General features: G+C 69.0%; 13 protein-coding genes. 2 read left to right on the top strand and 11 right to left on the bottom strand.

Annotated elements, in window-relative coordinates; translation table 11 throughout:
• Positions 1-137: 137 nt before the first annotated feature.
• From mobB to CBM2594_RS23950, 9 genes are all read right to left on the bottom strand, one after another.
• Positions 138-692 carry a molybdopterin-guanine dinucleotide biosynthesis protein B gene (gene mobB / locus CBM2594_RS23990; RefSeq protein WP_116359277.1) on the bottom strand — a complete coding sequence of 185 codons (555 nt, stop codon included), beginning with the start codon at positions 690-692 and terminating at the stop codon, positions 138-140.
• Positions 689-1387, bottom strand: coding sequence for a carbonic anhydrase (locus CBM2594_RS23985; protein WP_116359276.1), 699 nt, complete (start codon positions 1385-1387; stop codon positions 689-691). The genes mobB and CBM2594_RS23985 overlap by 4 nt, the downstream gene beginning before the upstream one ends.
• Positions 1388-1402: 15 nt before the next feature.
• A complete protein-coding gene (locus CBM2594_RS23980) occupies positions 1403-2155 on the bottom strand; it encodes a peptidylprolyl isomerase (protein ID WP_116359275.1) in 753 nt (250 codons plus the stop codon).
• A 27-nt stretch (positions 2156-2182) separates the two neighbouring features.
• Positions 2183-2866 carry a respiratory nitrate reductase subunit gamma gene (narI, locus tag CBM2594_RS23975; protein WP_062803669.1) on the bottom strand — a complete coding sequence of 228 codons (684 nt, stop codon included), beginning with the start codon at positions 2864-2866 and terminating at the stop codon, positions 2183-2185.
• Positions 2867-3073: 207 nt separating this feature from the next.
• Positions 3074-3739 carry a nitrate reductase molybdenum cofactor assembly chaperone gene (gene narJ / locus CBM2594_RS23970; protein ID WP_116359274.1) on the bottom strand — a complete coding sequence of 222 codons (666 nt, stop codon included), beginning with the start codon at positions 3737-3739 and terminating at the stop codon, positions 3074-3076.
• 132 nt (positions 3740-3871) lie between these two features.
• The gene (gene narH, locus CBM2594_RS23965) at positions 3872-5419 is read right to left on the bottom strand and encodes a nitrate reductase subunit beta (protein ID WP_116359273.1); all 1548 of its coding nucleotides are present in this window, start codon (positions 5417-5419) and stop codon (positions 3872-3874) included.
• A gap of 1 nt (position 5420) precedes the next feature.
• Positions 5421-9167 (bottom strand): nitrate reductase subunit alpha, encoded by a 3747-nt coding sequence (locus CBM2594_RS23960; RefSeq protein WP_116359272.1) that lies wholly within the window; start codon positions 9165-9167, stop codon positions 5421-5423.
• A 190-nt stretch (positions 9168-9357) separates the two neighbouring features.
• Complete coding sequence (locus CBM2594_RS23955; RefSeq protein WP_116359271.1) at positions 9358-10743, bottom strand: NarK family nitrate/nitrite MFS transporter; 1386 nt, start codon at positions 10741-10743, stop codon at positions 9358-9360.
• A gap of 156 nt (positions 10744-10899) precedes the next feature.
• On the bottom strand, positions 10900-12180 hold the full coding sequence (locus CBM2594_RS23950) for an MFS transporter (protein WP_116359270.1): 1281 nt from the start codon (positions 12178-12180) through the stop codon (positions 10900-10902).
• A gap of 214 nt (positions 12181-12394) precedes the next feature.
• Here CBM2594_RS23950 and CBM2594_RS23945 point away from each other — a divergent pair, with 214 nt between their 5' ends.
• A complete protein-coding gene (locus tag CBM2594_RS23945) occupies positions 12395-13621 on the top strand; it encodes an NnrS family protein (protein WP_116359269.1) in 1227 nt (408 codons plus the stop codon).
• Positions 13622-13655: 34 nt separating this feature from the next.
• Here the strand turns inward: CBM2594_RS23945 and CBM2594_RS23940 are convergent, their stop codons facing one another.
• The gene (locus CBM2594_RS23940) at positions 13656-14885 is read right to left on the bottom strand and encodes an MFS transporter (RefSeq protein WP_116359268.1); all 1230 of its coding nucleotides are present in this window, start codon (positions 14883-14885) and stop codon (positions 13656-13658) included.
• A gap of 105 nt (positions 14886-14990) precedes the next feature.
• Here CBM2594_RS23940 and CBM2594_RS23935 point away from each other — a divergent pair, with 105 nt between their 5' ends.
• Positions 14991-15911: a LysR family transcriptional regulator gene (locus CBM2594_RS23935; protein ID WP_116359267.1), complete on the top strand. Its 921-nt coding sequence runs from the start codon at positions 14991-14993 to the stop codon at positions 15909-15911.
• A gap of 13 nt (positions 15912-15924) precedes the next feature.
• On the opposite strand, the gene CBM2594_RS23930 is transcribed toward CBM2594_RS23935, so the two are convergent.
• Complete coding sequence (locus tag CBM2594_RS23930; RefSeq protein ID WP_232346730.1) at positions 15925-16959, bottom strand: AraC family transcriptional regulator; 1035 nt, start codon at positions 16957-16959, stop codon at positions 15925-15927.
• Positions 16960-17383: the final 424 nt, after the last annotated feature.

Below are 17383 nucleotides of genomic sequence, written 5' to 3'. Positions count from 1 at the left end.
ACCGATGGCGACGGTACTGACACCCTTAAGATAGCCGGCCTGGCGAAATTGTCGAGGCGGGTGGCGGCGCGGGCACCGGTGCAGGTGTTCTGCCGGCGCACGCACGCCGCATCGCGCACATGATGCCGGCGTTCTTGTCAGGCGGCGACCCGGTCCATCGTTGCGGGGAGAGCGCCACCGAGCGCATCGCGGTGGTTCCGCCCGCGCATGGCGAGAATGAACCGCCCCACCTGCGCGATGTCGTCCAGCGGCAGGCACGGCAGCAAGGTGTCGAGCCGCGCATCTGTGGCCACGGCGACGATCGAAGGATCGCAGGGATAGTAGGGCGCACGGCCATGCGCCGGGCGATACACCTCGAGGCGCGCAATATCCTCCTGGCGGAAGCCTTCGACCAGCGTGATATCGGCCGGGCGCAGCCGCGCCACCTGTTCGGCCAGCGTCGGCTCATCCTCGCCGGCCAGTTCGCGCACGATGGCGTAGCGGTAGGGCGAGGCCACCATCACCTCGGCCGCGCCGGCCGCGCGAAAGCGCGCGCTGTCCTTGCCCGGCGGCTCCAGTTCGAGCGGATGGTGGCTGTGCTTGATCACGTTGACGCGCAGGCCTTGCGCGCGGAACCACGGCAGCAACGCCGTGATCAGCGTGGTCTTGCCGCTGCCGGAGGTGCCGGCGATGCCGAAGATAAAGGGATTCATGGTGTGACGGGTTCGGTTGCCGCAGGCAACGGGCATACCAGCGGCAGGAAGGCATCGGCGCGCTGCGAATAGGCCAGCAGCGCACCGGCCTGGAGATCGAAATACCAGCCGTGCAGCGTCAGCGCGCCGCCTTCCAGCGCGCGCCGCACGAACGGGAAGGTCTGCAGGTTGCGCAGCGACACCAGGATCGCCGCCTGCTCGCAGGCGCGCTGGCGCTGCGCGGCGCTGGCCGAAGCGAGGGTGTCCTCCACCTGCCGCCGCGCCGGCGCGGCGATGCGCACCCAGGCGCCGAGGTAGTCCGGATCCTGGCCGTCGTCGGGCGGATCGTCGCCGGCGTCGGCCGGCTGCGCCAGCAGCGCGCGGATGCCGCCGCAGCCGCCGTGGCCCATCACGATGATGCGGGCCACGCGCAGCTGCTGCACCGCGAACTGGATCGCGGCAGAGACGCCATGCAGGCTGCCTTCGTGGCGGCCGGTGCAGGGCGGCACCAGGTTGCCGATATTGCGCACGGTAAACAGCTCGCCCGGATCGCAGCCGAGCAGCAGGCCGGGGTCGACGCGCGAGTCGCTGCAGCCGATCAGCAGCGTCGGCGGGCGCTGGCCCGCGCGCAGGGTGTCGAACAGCCCGGGTTCGTCGTCGAAATAGCGTTGCTGGAAGCGTTCGAAGCCTTTGAGCAAGTGTTCGATGTGATGCACGGCGGCCTCCGCGCGTTACTGCACCAGCGGGCTGTCGGCGCCCTCCAGCTCGATGCCTTCGATGCGTGCGCGGCCGATCAGCAGGCTGGCGTACTGCTTCCAGGCGCGGTCGCGCGCGGCGGCGCCGAGCGCGCGCGCAATCTCGCCGCGCACCGCCTCGAACGGCAGCCGCGTGCCGGGGCAACGCTCGAGGATGCGCACGATATGGAGGCCATAACGGGTCTCAAGCAACTGCGGCAGCACGCCGTCCTGCTGCGCGGCGAACAGTGCGCGCTCGAACTCGGGCGCGGTTTCGCCGCGGAACACGCGGCCGAGTCGCCCGCCGTTGGCGCCGCTGGGGCAGTTGGACAGCGCGCGGGCATGCTGCGCAAAGCTGGAGGGGTCGCCGCGCACCAGCGCCAGCGTCTGCGCCGCGACCTCGCGCAGCGCGTCCAGCGGCACGCGCGGCGTGACCTGGAACAGGATGTGGTCGGCTTCCACCCACTCGCCGTCGCGGAAGCGCTCGGGGTGGCTGTCGTAGTGGCGGCGGCAGCTGGCTTCGTCGGCCACGGGCGTGGCGGCCTCGCGCGACAGCAGCGCCTGCGCCAGCGCGTCGTCGTCCATGGCATCTGCGTCCAGGCCGATGCGCGTGGCTTCGGCGCGCATCAGCAGCCGCAGGATCGCCGAGATGGTGGCCAGCCGCGCCGGGTTGGCGGCGTCGTGATGGTGGTCCAGTTCGCGTTCGATATCGGCGTCGCGCAGTTCCACGCCGTTGACGGTGACAGGCATAGCGTTCTCCTTGTGCGGTTGCGGCGCTCAGCGGCTGCGCACCAGTTGCCAGGCGCGGCCCAGGTAGCCGAGCGAGGCAAAGCCGCTCCATACATGCACCAGCCGCGTGAACGGGAAGATCACGAACAGGGTCATGCCCATGAACAGGTGAGCCTTGAACAGCAGCGGTGCGTCGGCGATAAAGCCGGCGGCGTCGCCGCGCAGCGTGACGATGTGCTGGGCCCAGTTCATCAGCTGCACCATCATGTGGCCGTCCATATGCCCGGCCGACTCGAAGATGGTGGACAGGCCCAGCAGCAGCGTCACCAGCAGCCACAGCAGCAGCACCTTGTCGCCGGTGCGGGTCACGGCGGACACGCGGGCGTTGGTCAGGCGGCGGTGCAGCAGGATCAGCAGCCCGGCCAGGCACATGGTGCCCATCACGCCGCCGGCGGCCATCGCGACGCCCTGCTTGAAGCCGTGCGAGACCCCCAGCGCGTCCCACACCGCCACCGGCGTCAGCAGGCCCACCAGGTGGCCGAAGAACAGGCCGAGGATGCCGACATGGAACAGGATGTTGCCCGTGCGCAGGTTGCCGCGGTACAGCACCTGCGAGCTGTCGCTCTTCCAGGTGTATTGCTCGCGCTCGAAGCGGGCCAGGCTGCCGAACAGGAAGATGGCGAGCGCGATGTACGGGTAGATGCCGAAGAGGAATTGGTGGAGGGTTGCCATGGTGTCTTAGCTCGGTAAGTGGGCCAGCAAGGACGTGCGTGTGTGTCTCTGCCGACTGTGTTCCCCTCTCCCCTCAGGGGAGAGGGCAGGGTGAGGGGTGGTTTAAGCACCGGCGCTTCATCGAAGCTCCTGCCCTCACCCCCGCCCCTCTCCCGCACGCGGGAGGAGGGGAGCAAACAGTCGGCGCGCGTAAGCCGCGTAGGCATTTCAGCAAGGCAATGGCGCCGGCGCCGTGCCGCGCGGATAGAACTTCACCGCCTGCGGGCCGGCCTGCGGCGCCAGCAGCGGTTCCACGCCATCGGCGCCGGGGCCGAAGGTCTCAAGAGCCTCGTCCATGTCCCGCACCGGCGGCTCCTGCTGCGGCTGCGGCTGCACGTCGGTCAGCGTGCGCAGCACCGCGAATACGCCGGCGTAGGGACTCTGGTTGCGCGCGAGCCGGTCGCCGATCGCGGCCAGCACGTGGATGGCCTCGCCCAGCAGGTGTTCGGCGCGGGCCTCCTTGTCGTCGGCGACCAGCGCGCCGAGGAATTCCAGGAACAGCGGCACGTAGTCGGGCAGTTCCGACGCGGCCGGCTCGAAACCGTCGCGCCGGTACTCGTCGATCAGGTCGACCATGGCCTGGCCACGGTCGCGGCTTTCGCCGTGCACGTGCTCGAACAGGTGCAGCGAGTGCGAAGGGTTGCGGTCGAAGGTGGCGACGTAGTTTTCCTGCAGCGTGATCAGCGTCTCGCCGCCAAACATCGCGGTGACCGGCGCCAGCAGCGCGCGCGCCTGCGGCCATTCGGCCAGCGCGGCATCGATCTCGGGCAGCGCGTCGAGCAGTTCCTGCTCGGGATAGCCGAGCAGCGCGCTGAGGATGGGATAGAGGGGCATGATCTTTCCTTTGTGCGTTGTCTGTAGCCACAGATCCCGCCGTCATTCCCGCGCAGGCGGGAATCCAGCGTCTTTAAAGCCGCTGGGTTCCCGCTTGCGCGGGGACGACGGTGGACTGCGGCTAACGGTGTTTCATGCCACGGCCTTCTTGCGTGACCTGGGCATGTCCGCGAAATGCACGCTGCCCTGCGGCTTCTTGCCGAACAGCGCACCGTCCGAGGTGCCGCCCGAGCAGCCGTTGCCGAAGGTGAAGCCGCAGCTGGCCTTGTCGTTGAAGCTGTCCTCGACCATCTCCTTGTGCGAGGACGGGATCACGAAGCGGTCCTCGTAGTTGGCGATGGCCATGGTCTGGTACATGTCCTCGACCTGCGCGGGCGTCAGGCCGACCTGCTTCAGCACGGCCAGGTCCTGCAGGCCGTCGACCACCTGCGAGCGCTTGAACGCGCGCATCGCCAGCATGCGGTCCAGCGCCGACAGCACCGGCATCACGTCGCCCGCGGTCAGCAGGTTGGCCAGGTACTTGACCGGGATGCGCAGGCTCTTGACGTCGGGGATGATGCCGTTCATGCCCATGTGGCCGGCTTCCGCGGCCGACTGGATCGGCGACAGCGGCGGGATGTACCAGACCATCGGCAGCGTGCGGTATTCCGGGTGCAGCGGGAAGGCGACCTTCCATTCGCACGCCATCTTGTAGACCGGCGACTTGCGCGCGGCATCGAGCCAGCCTTGCGGAATGCCCTGGCGCAGCGCCTCGGCCTGGACCTTGGGGTCGTGCGGATCGAGGAACACGTCCAGCTGCGACTGGTACAGGTCGCGCTCGTCGGCCACCGACGCGGCCTGCTCGATGCGGTCGGCGTCGTACAGCATCACGCCGAGGTAGCGGATGCGGCCGACGCAGGTCTCGGAGCAGACCGTGGGCTGGCCGGCCTCGATGCGCGGATAGCAGAACAGGCATTTCTCGGCCTTGCCGCTCTGCCAGTTGAAATAGATCTTCTTGTACGGGCAGCCCGAGATGCACATGCGCCAGCCGCGGCACTTGTCCTGGTCGACCAGCACGATGCCGTCGTCCTCGCGCTTGTAGATCGAGCCCGACGGGCACGACGCCACGCAGGCGGGGTTCAGGCAGTGCTCGCACAGGCGCGGCAGGTACATCATGAAGGTGTTCTCGAAGGTCGAGTACATCTCCTTCTGCACGTCGTCGAAGAGCTTGTCGCGGCCGCGCGAGCTGAACTCGCCGCCGAGGTCGTCTTCCCAGTTCGGGCCCCACTCGATCTTTTCCATCTTGCGCCCGGTCAGCACGGACACCGGGCGCGCGGTGGGCGGGGTCTGCGACAGCGGTGCCTTCTGCAGGTGCTCGTAGTCGTAGGTGAAGGGCTCGTAGTACTCGTCGATCGCGGGCAGGTTGGGGTTGGCGAACAGGTTCGCCAGGATCTTCAGCTTGCCGCCCTGGCGCGGCTCGAGCGAGCCGTCGGCGTTGCGCTTCCAGCCGCCCTGCCATTTGTCCTGGTTCTCCCATTCCTTGGGGTAGCCGATGCCGGGCTTGGTCTCGACGTTGTTGAACCACGCGTACTCGACGCCGTCGCGGCTGGTCCAGACGTTCTTGCAGGTCACGGAGCAGGTATGGCAGCCGATGCACTTGTCGAGGTTCAGCACCATGGCCACCTGGGCGCGGATCTTCATGTCAGGCTCCTTCCTTTTCACTCAACTTCGCGTTCTTTTCCACGAGCGGTCCTTCCAGCCAGTCGACCTTCTTCATCTTGCGCAGGATCACGAACTCGTCGCGGTTGCTGCCGACGGTGCCGTAGTAGTTGAAGCCGTAGGCCAGCTGCGCGTAGCCGCCGATCATGTGGGTGGGCTTGGTCACCGCGCGCGTGACCGAGTTATGGATGCCGCCGCGCATGCCGCTGGTCTCGGCACCGGGCACGTTCACGATCTTTTCCTGGGCGTGGTACATCAGGCACATGCCCTGGGGCACGCGCTGCGACACCACCACGCGCGCGGTCAGCGTGCCGTTGACGTTGAACACCTCGACCCAGTCGTTGTCGCGGATGCCGTTGGCGCGGGCCTCGGCTTCCGAGATCCACACGTGCGGGCCGCCGCGCGACAGCGTCAGCATGCGCAGGTTGTCCGAATACGTGGAGTGGATGCCCCACTTCTGGTGCGGCGTGATCCAGTTCAGCACCAGCTCCGGGTTGCCGTTGGGCTTCTTGCCCAGCATCGGCGCCACGGTCTTGGTGTCGATGGCCGGCTTGTACACGCACGCGCCTTCGCCGAAGTCCAGCATCCAGCGGTGGTCCTGCCAGAACTGCTGGCGGCCGGTCAGCGTGCGCCAGGGGATCAGCTCGTGCACGTTGGTGTAGCCGGCGTTGTAGCTGACCTCTTCCGATTCCAGCCCCGACCACGTCGGCGCGGAGATGATCTTGCGCGGCTGCGCCTGCACGTCGCGGAAGCGGATCTTGTCGTGCTCGCGGCCTTCTGCCAGATGGGTGTGGTCGCGGCCGGTGATCTTCGACACCGCTTCCCACGCCTTGACGGCGACATGGCCGTTGGTTTCCGGCGCGAAGGTCAGGATCATCTCGGCGGCGTCGATCGCGGTTTCCAGCTTCGGCCGGCCCTGGCTGACGCCCGGTTCGGTCACCGTATGGCTCAGGTCGCCGATTTCCTTCACCTCATGCTGGGTGTTCCAGTTGATGCCCTTGCCGCCGTTGCCGAGCTTGTCGAGCAGCGGGCCGATCGAGGTGAATTTCTTGTAGATGTCGGCGTAGTTGCGCTCGACCACGGTCATCGACGGCGCGGTCTTGCCGGGAATCAGGTCGCACTCGCCTGCCTTCCAGTCCTTCGGCTCGAACGGCTGGCCCAGTTCGCCCGGGGTGTCGTGCAGCAGCGGCGTGCACACCAGGTCCTTGCGCGTGCCCAGGTAGGGGCCGGCGATCTCGCTGAACTTCTTCGCGATGGCCTTGTAGATTTCCCAGTCGGTCTTGCTTTCCCACAGCGGCTGCACGGCTTCGGACAGCGGGTGGATGAAGGGGTGCATGTCGGACGTGTTGAGGTCGTCCTTCTCGTACCACGTTGCCGTCGGCAGCACGATATCGCCGTAGAGGCAGGTGGTGCTCATGCGGAAGTCGAGCACGGTCAGCAGGTCGAGCTTGCCTTCGGCGGCCGGGCGCACGGTGACTTCGCTCGGCGTGATGGCGTCGGCCTCGTCGCCGAACACGGCGTTCTGCGTGCCGAGCAGGTATTTCAGGAAGTACTCATGCCCCTTGCCCGAGCTGCCCAGGATGTTGGAGCGCCACACGAACATATTGCGCGGGAAGTTGGCCGGATTGTCCGGGTCGTCGCAGGCAAACTGCAGCGCGCCGGACTTCAGTTGCTCGACGGTGTAGGCGACCGGGTCTTGCCCGGCGCGCTCGGCCGCGTCGACCACATCGAGCGGATTGGCGCCGAGCTGCGGCGCAGACGGCAGCCAGCCCATGCGCTCTGACTTTGCGTTCAGGTCCAGCAGCGACAGGCCGTCGTAGCGCTTGCGGTCGGCGGTCGGCGACAGGATCTCGTCGACGCCCAGCTTCTCGTGGCGCCACTGGCTGGTGTGGTTGTAGAAGAACGAAGTGCCGTTCATCTGGCGCGGCGGACGCGACCAGTCCAGGCCGAACGCCAGCGGCGCCCAGCCGAACTGCGGGCGCAGCTTTTCCTGTCCCACGTAGTGGGCCCAGCCGCCGCCGCTCTTGCCGATGCAGCCGCACATCATCAGCAGGTTGATGATGCCGCGGTAGATCATGTCGTTGTGGTACCAGTGGTTGAGCGCGGCACCGACGATCACCATGCTCTTGCCCTGCGTGCGGTCGGCGTTGTCGGCGAACTCGCGCGCGACCTGCGTCACCAGGCGGGCGGGCACGGAAGTGTGCTTTTCCTGCCAGGCGGGGGTGTAGGGGACGTCGTCTTCATACGTTGCGGCCACGTTGGGGCCGCCGAGTCCCTGATCGACGCCGTAGTTGGCCATCTGCAGGTCGTACACGGTCGCCACCAGCGCGGTGCTGCCGTCGGCCAGCGTGATCCGGCGCGCCGGCACGCGGCGGCGCAGCAGCTCGTCGTGTTCGCCGCCGAAGTAGGGGAAGCCGACTTCGACGACCTCGTCATGCTGGCCGACCAGCGACAGCCGCGGCGCGACCGCGCGGCCGCTGCCGCCGTCCTTCATTTCCAGGTTCCAGCGGCCCACCTTCGCGCCGCCGTTGTGCGCGGCTTCGCCCCAGCGGAAGCCGATCGAGCCGTTGGGGGCGACGATCTCGCCGGTGGCGTCGTCGACCAGCAGCGTCTTCCATTCCGGATGGTTGGCTTCGCCAAGGTTGTCGGCCAGGTGCGAGGCGCGCAGGAAGTGGTCGGGCACCAGCGTGTCGCCATGCCCGCGCAGCAGCACCAGCATCGGCATGTCGGTGTACTGCTTCACATAGTCGCGGAAGTACGCGGATTTGCCGCTGGCGTGGAATTCCTTGAGCACCACGTGGCCCATGGCCATCGCCAGCGCGGCATCGGTGCCTTGCTTCGGCGCCAGCCAGATATCGCCGAACTTGACCATCTCGCCGAAGTCGGACGACACCGCGACGGTCTTGGTGCCCTTGTAGCGCACTTCGGTGTAGAAGTGCGCGTCGGGCGTGCGCGTCTGCGGCACGTTGGAACCCCACACCATCAGGTAGGTGGAGTTGTACCAGTCGGCCGATTCCGGCACGTCGGTCTGTTCGCCCCAGATCTGCGGGCTGGCCGGCGGCAGGTCGCAGTACCAGTCGTAGAACGACAGGCAGGCGCCGCCCAGCAGGCTCAGGTAGCGCGCGCCTGCCGCGTACGACACCATCGACATCGCCGGGATCGGCGAGAAGCCGATCACGCGGTCGGGGCCGAACTTCTTCACGGTGAAGGCGTTGGCCGCGGCGATCATCTCGGTGGCGGTGTTCCAGTCGGCGCGCACGAAGCCGCCCTGGCCGCGCACGCTCTTGTAGCGCGCCGCCTTCTCCGGATCCTGGCTGATCGATTCCCACGCGGCGATCGGGTCCATGGTCTTGCGCGCCTCGCGCCACATCTCCATCAGCCGGCCGCGGATCATCGGGTACTTGACGCGCTGCGCGGAGTAGACGTACCAGCTGTACGAGGCGCCGCGCGGGCAGCCGCGGGGTTCATGGTTGGGCAGGTCCGGGCGCGTGCGCGGGTAGTCGGTCTGCTGCGTTTCCCAGGTGATCAGGCCGTTCTTCACGTAGACCTTCCAGGAGCAGGAGCCGGTGCAGTTCACGCCGTGGGTGGAGCGCACGATCTTGTCGTGCTGCCAGCGGCTGCGGTAGCCGTCTTCCCACTTGCGGTCTTCGTTCACCACCGCGCCGTGGCCGTCCGCATAGGTGGACTTGACGCGCGACATGAACTTCAGTCGATCCAGGAAATGACTCATTTGCTTGTTCTCCGCGAGGCTATTCTGCGGGGCTCCGACGGTTGCCCGGGAGCATTTGCAGGGACACCTTGAGCTTATGGGGGAGCGGGGCGGCGGCCAATTCGCTGGTGGAACTGGCGCCGGATGGCGATCGGGGGAGGTGGCCGGCGCGGGCCTAGTTCCGAAGAACTAGGCCGGCCGGCAAGACGGTTCAGCAGGGCATGGGGGCGTTGCGGCGCGCGTAGTACCACCACGTCACCAGCACGCAGCTGACATAGAAGGCGACAAAGCAATACAGCGCGGCGTCGGGCGCGCCGGTCAGCTCCAGCGAGGTGCCGAAGCTCTTGGGGATGAAGAAGCCGCCATAGGCGCCGATCGCGCCGGAGAAGCCCAGCACCGCGGCGGATTCCTTGCCGGCATCCTGCAGCGCCTGGCGTTGCGCGGCGTCGCCCTGGCCCCTGGCGGCGCGCTGGCGCTCGGTCAGGAAGATCACCGGGATCATGCGGAAGGTCGAGCCGTTGCCGATGCCGGTCAGCGCGAACAGCGCGATAAAGGCCGCGAGGAAGTAGGCGAAGCTGCCGCCGGCGCCGTCGTGCGGCAACGCCGCCAGCACGGCGAACACCGCCGCGATCATGCCGACGAAGGTCCACAGCGTGACGCGCGCACCGCCGAGCTTGTCGGAAATCCAGCCGCCCACCGGACGCGTCAGCGCGCCAACCAGCGGCCCGAGGAAGGCATAGGCGGTGGGATTCACGCCCGGGAACTGCGACTTGGTCAGCAGCGCCAGCCCGGCCGAGAAGCCGATGAACGAGCCGAAGGTGCCCACGTACAGCCAGCACATCAGCCAGTTGTGCTTGCGCTTGAAGATCACGGCCTGTTCGGCGAACGAGGCCTTGGCATCGGCGATGTCATGCATGCCGAACCACGCGGCCAGCGCCGACACGACGATGAACGGCACCCAGATAAAGCCCGCGTTCTGCAGCCACAGGTCGTGCGTGGCGCCGCTGGCCTGGTACTGCTGCGGCTCGCCGCCGAGCGCGCCGAACACCGCCAGCGACACCACCAGCGGCGTGACGAACTGCACCACCGACACGCCCAGGTTGCCGATGCCGGCATTCAGGCCGGTGGCCAGCCCCTTCTTCGCCTTGGGGAAGAAGAAGCTGATATTGGCCATCGACGAGCTGAAGTTGGCGCCGCCCAGCCCGCACAGCAGCGCCAGCACCAGCAGCGTGGGGTAGCCGGTGGACGGGTCGCGCAGCGCGAAGCCCATGCCCAGCGCGGGGATCAGCAGCAGCGCGGTCGAGATCGCGGTGAAGCGGCGCCCGCCGAACACCGGCACCAGGAACGAGTAGAAGATGCGCAGCGTGGCGCCGGACAGCGCCGGCAGCGCGGTCAGCCAGAACAGCTGGTTCTTGGTGAACTGGAAGCCGGCGCGGTCGAGGTTGACCGCGACCACGCTCCACAGCATCCAGACCACGAAGGCCAGCATCAGCGCGGGGATCGAGATCCACAGGTTGCGGTAGGCGATGCGCTCGCCCTCGCTTTGCCAGAACGCCGCGTTCTCGGGCTCCCAGCGGGTGAGTACGGATGAGGTCATGATTGGTGTGCCTTGGTTGAGAGCGCGCGCAAGGCGCGCTTGCAAGTGCTTGTCGGAACCGTCACCCCCGCGCACGCGGGGAGCCAGCGTCTCTTGAAGTCACTGGGTCCCCGCTTGCGCGGGGACGTTGTGTTGGTCAACAGTTGGTGTTGGCATTCAGGCGGCCTGCGTCAGGCCGACGGCCTGGGCCTTGCGCTGGCGTTCGGCGCGGTGGCTGTAGTGCATCCACACCAGGCTCACGCACACGGTGCCGTACATCAGCATGAAGCAGCTGCTGCGCACGCCGGTCAGGTCGGCCAGCATGCCGAACAGGATCGGCAGTACGAAGCCGCCCAGCCCGCCGGCCAGGCCCACCACGCCCGAGACCGCGCCGATGTTGTGGGTGAAGTCGTTGGAGATGAACTTGAACACCGAGGCCTTGCCGATGGCGAAGGCGATGCCGACCACGAACAGCAGGATGGTGAAGACCGTGGGCGTCAGCGCGATGCGGAAGGCCTGCGGGCCGCCGGTGGTCTGGATGATGAAATCGGTCTGCGGGTAGCTCAGCAGGAAGAAGCCGACCCAGCTCACCCACATCACCCACCAGGTGGTGCGGTGCGCGCCGTAGCGGTCCGAGATCCAGCCGCCGATGGCGCGCAGCACGCCGCCGGGCAGCGAGAAGCAGGCGGCGAGGAAGGCCGCCACCTTGATGTCGAAGCCGTATTCGCCGATGTAGTACTTGGTCATCCACAGCGACAGGCCGACATAGCCGCCGAACACCACCGAGTAGTACTGCGAATAGCGCCACACGCGCGGGTCGCGCATCACCGCCAGCTGCTCGCGCCAGCCCGCGCTGGACTTGACCATATGCGCCGGGTTGCTGCGCGAGAACACCCAGAACAGCAGCGCGGTGGCCAGCATCGCCACCGAATACACGCGCGGCACGATGGTCCAGGTGCCGGCCGCCAGGATCAGCGCCGGGGCGACGAACTTGGTCAGCGCCGCGCCCGAGTTGCCGGCGCCGAAGATGCCCATCGCCAGCCCCTGGCGCGAGCGCGGGAACCAGCGCGCCACGTAGGGCGTGCCCACCGAGAACGAGCCGCCGGCCAGGCCGACGAACAGCCCCAGCACCAGCAGCTGCCACAGCGTGGTCGCATACGAGATCAGCCAGATCGGGACCACGGTGGCCAGCATCAGCACGAAGAACACGATGCGGCCGCCGAAGCGGTCGGTCCACAGGCCCAGCGGCACGCGGATCAGCGAGCCGCTCAGCACCGGCGTGGCGGCGAGCAGGCCGAATTCCGTATCGTTGAGGCCGAGCTGTTGCTTGAGGGGAATGCCGAGGACCGCGAACAGCATCCAGACGGCAAAGCAGATGGTGAAGGCGAAGGTACTGGACGCCAGCGTCATTGCGGCGCCGGGCGGGATCGGCTCCGGCGCGCGGGATTGGGTGGCCATGGCCATGCTCCTGTGTCAACTTTGGCGGGGGTGATGCCAGAGTAGGGGCGGGCGCTGGTGCTGCCTATTCGCCGGCCGCACAGCGCGCGCGCCGGCGTCGCCTGCCTTTGGCAGTAGTTCTACCGGGGGAGGTCGCGGGCGCGGCGGCGGTGCTATCGTGGGGACGAACCGCGGCGTATCGCTTCGCGCCGCGCCCTCATTGCTCTCGCCAGTCATGGACACCATTCCCATCCTTCCCGCGCGGCGCACCCCGCCCTCCGGCAAGATCCCCGCGGGGCCGCCGCCGCGTGGTTTTGCCTTGTTTGCGCTGGGGTTCCGCCCGTTCTATCTGGGCGGTGCGGTGTTTGCCGCGCTGGCGCTGGCGGCATGGTCGGCGATGCTCGCCGGGGTGCACGCGGTCGCGCCGGCCGCGGCGATGCCGGCGATGTTCTGGCATGCGCACGAGATGGTGTTCGGCTTTGCCGCGGCGATCGTGGTGGGGTTCCTGTTCACGGCCGGACGCGCCTGGACCGGGCAGCCGACGCCGACCGGCGCCGCGCTGGCGGCGCTGTTCGGTCTGTGGGCGGCCGGTCGCGCCGGCCTGTGGCTGGCGCCCGGCAGCGCGGCCTTCGTGGTCGAAGCCGCGTTCCTGCCGCTGGCGGCGCTGGCCTTCACGCGCACGCTGGTGCGCGGCGGCAACCGCCGCAACTATCCGCTGGCGCTCGCGCTATGGCTGCTGGCGCTGGCCGATATCGCCAGCCTGTGGCTGCAGGCGCGCGGCCATGACGCCGGCGCGATGCTGGCCTGCCGTGCCGGCGTGGCGCTGGTGACGCTGTTCGTGGTGGTGATCGGCGGGCGCGTGATCCCGATGTTCACCACCAATGCGATTCCCGGCTTCCGGCTGCGCCAGTACCGGCAGGTGGATCGTCTGGCGATTCCGGCGGCCGTGCTCGGGCTGCCGGCGGGGTTGCTGCCGGTGCCCGCATGGCTAGTGGCGGCGCTGTCGCTGCTGGCCGCGCTGGTGCTGGGCGCGCGCGTGGCGGGGTGGCGCGGCTATGCGGTCGGCAACCGGCCGATCCTGTGGGTGCTGCACCTGGCCTACGCGTGGCTGCCGGTGGCGCTGCTGCTGCAGGCGCTGGGCGCGCTCGGCCTGCTGATGGCCGGGCTGGCGACGCACGCGTTCACCGTGGGTGTGCTTGGCGTGGCGATCATCGCCATGATCACGCGCACCGCGCTGGGCCACACCGGCCGCATGCTGGTGGCCGGCCGCGCCGAGACCGCGGCGTACTGGCTGGTGGCCGCGGCGGCGGTGTTGCGCGTGTTCGGGCCGATGGCGTGGCCGGCCGGCTACCTGCATTGGGTGTGGGGCGCGGGGGCGTGCTGGGTGGCGGGGTTCGGACTCTATGCGCTGACCTATGCGCCGCGGCTGGCACGTCCGCGCGTGGACGGCAAGCCGGGTTGAATCGCGCAGGGCGTCACGAACATCGCGCGGGCATTCAGGGGCAGGCCTGCGCCATCGGCGCACGGGCGCGCGCGCCTTGCTCCAGCTTCACGCTCAGCCACGCCACCGCCAGCGCCGCCATCGGCGCCAGTGCCGCCACCCAGGGCAGGGCCGTCAGCCCCGGCCCGTGATCGACGACCACCCCGCCCAGCCACGCGCCCAGGCCGTTGCCCAGGTTGAACGCGGCGATATTGAAGCTCGATGCCAGGTTCTCGCCGGCACCGTGGGCGTGGCGCAGCACGCGCAGCTGCAGCGGCGACACCGTGGCAAACGCCGCGACACCGAGGATGCCGACGAAGGCCACCACCAGCACCTGGCTGTGGATCGCCAGCGTCATCGCCGCCAGCACCAGCGTCAGCGCCGCCAGCGTGGCCAGCACCGCGCGGGTCGGGGTGCGGTCGGCAAAGCGGCCGCCCAGCACGTTGCCGATGATCATGCCGGCGCCGAACAGCAGCAGGATCGGCGATACCGCGGCCTCGCCAAAGCCGGACACGCGCGTCAGCAGCGGCTGCACGTAGGTGATCACGGCGAAGATGCCCATCGACTGCAGCACCGTCATCAGCAGCCCCAGCAGCACCTGCGGGCGGCCGATGGTGGCCAGCTCGTCGCGCAGCGCCACGCGCGCGCCGTGTTCCTGGCTCTTCTGTACCAGCAGCGCGATCACCGCCAGCGACAGCAGCCCGACCAGCGTCATCGCCCAGAAGGTCGAGCGCCAGCCCAGGTGCAGGCCCAGCCAGGCGCCGGCGGGCATGCCCAGCAGCGTGGCCAGGGTCAGGCCCGAGAACATCACCGAAATCGCCGAGGCGCGGCGGTGTTCCGGCACCAGCCCGGTGGCGACCACCGCGCCGACGCCAAAGAAGGTGCCATGCGTGAGCGAGGTCAGCACGCGCGCGATCATCAGCGTGGTGTAGTCCGGGGCGAGCGCGCAGGCGGCGTTGCCGACCGTATAGATCACCATCAGCGCCAGCAGCACCGCCTTGCGCGGCATGCGCCGCGTCAGCAGCGTCAGCACCGGCGCGCCGGCGAACACGCCCAGCGCGTAGCCGGACACCAGCATGCCGGCGGCGGCAATGGTCACCTGCAGGTCGGCGGCCACCTGCAGCAGCAGGCCCATGATGACGAATTCGGCGCAGCCGATGCCGAAGGAGCCGGCGGTCAGCGCGTACAGCGCCAGCGGCAGCCGGCCCGAAGCCGGGGCGGCGAGAGTGGATTGAGGGGAAGCCATGGGGGGAGGGGCGCCAAGGGAAGAGGAAGCCCGCAGTCTGGACCTTTTCGGATTCAGTAAAAACCGGCATGATCCATAATCAGCTTCAATGAAAAATTGATAATCATGGACCGGATCGGCGATATTGGCCTGTTTCTGCGCGTGCTCGACCTGGGCTCGATCAGCGCCGCGGCGCGCAGCCTGGACCTGTCGGTGGCGGTGGCGAGCCAGCGCCTGCAGCGGCTCGAGCGCGAACTCGGCGTGCGCCTGCTGCATCGCACCACGCGGCGGCTGCACGCCACGCCCGAGGGCGCCGTGCTGGCCGAGCAGGGGCGCGCGCTGGTGGATGACCTGGAGGCGCTGGGGGCGTCGCTGCGGCAGGCGGGCACCGGCATTACCGGCACCCTGCGGGTGACGACGTCGTCGTCGTTCGGGCGCCTCTACGTGTCGCCGCTGCTGCCGGAATTCCTGGCCCGGCACCCGGGGGTATTGCTCAGCGTCAACCTGTCCGACCACGTGCTGGACCTGGTCAGCGCCGGCTTTGACCTGGCGATCCGCATCGGCGCGCTCGACGACTCGGCGCTGGTCGCGCGCCGGCTGGCCAACAACCGGCGGCTGCTGTGCGCGTCGCCCGACTACCTGCGCCGGCGCGGCACGCCGCGCACGCCGCAGGACCTGGCGCGGCACGATTGCCTGCTGCTGGTGGGCAGCCACGGGCGGCAGGATGTCTGGCGGCTCGGCGACGGCGCCGGGGGCGAGATAGCCGTGCGCGTGCGCGGCCGCATCGAGGCCAATACCGGCGAGCTGCTGTCGGACGCGGCGCTGGCCGGCTTCGGCATCGCGCTGCACTCGGCCTGGCATGTCTGCGCCGACCTGCAGGCCGGCCGGCTGGTGCAGGTGCTGCCCGACTACCCGCTGGCGGACACCGGCATCTACGCGGTAATGCCGCAGCGGCGGCTGGTGCCGCCGCGCGTGCGCGCCTTTGTCGATTTCCTGGCCGAACGCTTTGGCGACAACCCGCCGTGGGAGCAGCGCCGCGGCGGGTGAGCCAGGCCCCGGGCTACGCCGGCGGCTGCGGCTGCGGCGCGGGCGTGGCGTGGCGCCGGTAGTCGCCCGGCGTCATGCCGGTCCAGCGGCGGAACGCGCGGAAGAACGAGTTGGCATCGTCAAAGCCGAGCCGGAACGCGATCTCCCCCAGCGACAGCGCGCCTTCGCTCAGGTAGTGGCCGGCCAGCTCGCGCCGCGCGTCTTCGCACAGCGTGCGGAAACTGGTGCCGGCGGCCATCAGCCGGCGCTGCAGCGTGCGCTCGCTGATGTCGAGGTGGCGGGCCACCGCGGCCAGGCTCAGCGCGCGGTCGCCGGCCAGCTGCTGCAGCGCGCTGCGCACGTCGTACAGCGAGGCCGCGGCCGGACGCAGGTCGCGGCTGGCGGGGGGCGCCGCGGGGCTGGAGCGGTCGCGCGCCATCAGCCGCAGCGCCAGGTCGCGGCGGCCGAACACGATCGCATCTTCCGGCTCGCCGAAGCGCACCGGGCAGTCGAAGGCCTCGGTATAGCGCAGGTGCCAGGCGGGCCGGCCGATGCGCAGCGACACCCGCAGCGGATGCAGCGGCTTGCGCGTGAAGCGCCGGCCGAAGGCCAGCAGCGAGCACAGCTCCATGTCGATGCGCGGGCGGCTGTCGGGCGCCTCGGGATCGCTCGGGCGGATGCAGACCCAGGCCTCGTCGCCCTGTCGGCGCAGCTCGACGCGGTCGCCGGCCAGCAGCTTCTGGTAGCGCGCGATGCGCCGCAGCGCCGTGCCCAAGGATGGACCGGCCATCGCGGGCAGCCCGGCCAGGCCGAGCAGGTCGGGCGGCATCCGGCTGCCCAGCCACAAGCCGATGGCGGGGTCGCCAGTGGCGTGATAGACAGCCAGCAGCAGGTGGATGGCCTGTTGCGGGTCGGCCGCGTGCGCGGCGGGTTGATGGTCGAAGGGGTCGGAGTCGGTGTCGGATTCCGGGGCAGGCGCGAGTGCCGATACGTCGTAACCGCCTTCACGCAGCGCGTGCAGCAGGTCACGAGGCAACGGCCCGGCCTGGATAGGCTCTTGTTGTGGCATCGTCGTTTTCTGGCTGGCAAAGTGGCGCAAGTGCGCCCGTGCAGCCCCCGGTACGAAGCAGATTACGCGGTGACGATGCCCCCTTCAAGGGCGTGCGCCGGCAGGAAGTGTGTGCCAGGCAGCTTTACGGCACTCCGATGGCGGGTTGACGGCGGCGCGGGCCGCGCCGCTGCTGGCTTGCCGGGTCGCTGCAACCCGTTGCTTAATTTTTGGGCAGCCCGGTGCGCTGGCGCACAGACCGGGGTTTTCGGACAGGGCACGGCAGGATATCCACAGATTCTGTGGATATCATGTCGCGGTTTTCAACATGGGTTTGTGCGGGCTGCCGGAGTGCGCTGGAAGCCGGTATGCTGGGCGGGTTTGGCGGCATGGCGGCGTCGCCCGGGCGTCTGCGACGACTGGCGCGGCGGGGTCGGCCATAGCG

Origin of the sequence: Cupriavidus taiwanensis (assembly GCF_900249755.1) — a bacterium.
GTDB lineage: Bacteria > Pseudomonadota > Gammaproteobacteria > Burkholderiales > Burkholderiaceae > Cupriavidus > Cupriavidus taiwanensis_D.
Note: the sequence above shows the minus strand (reverse complement) of the source record. Positions and strands in the feature narration are given on the sequence as shown.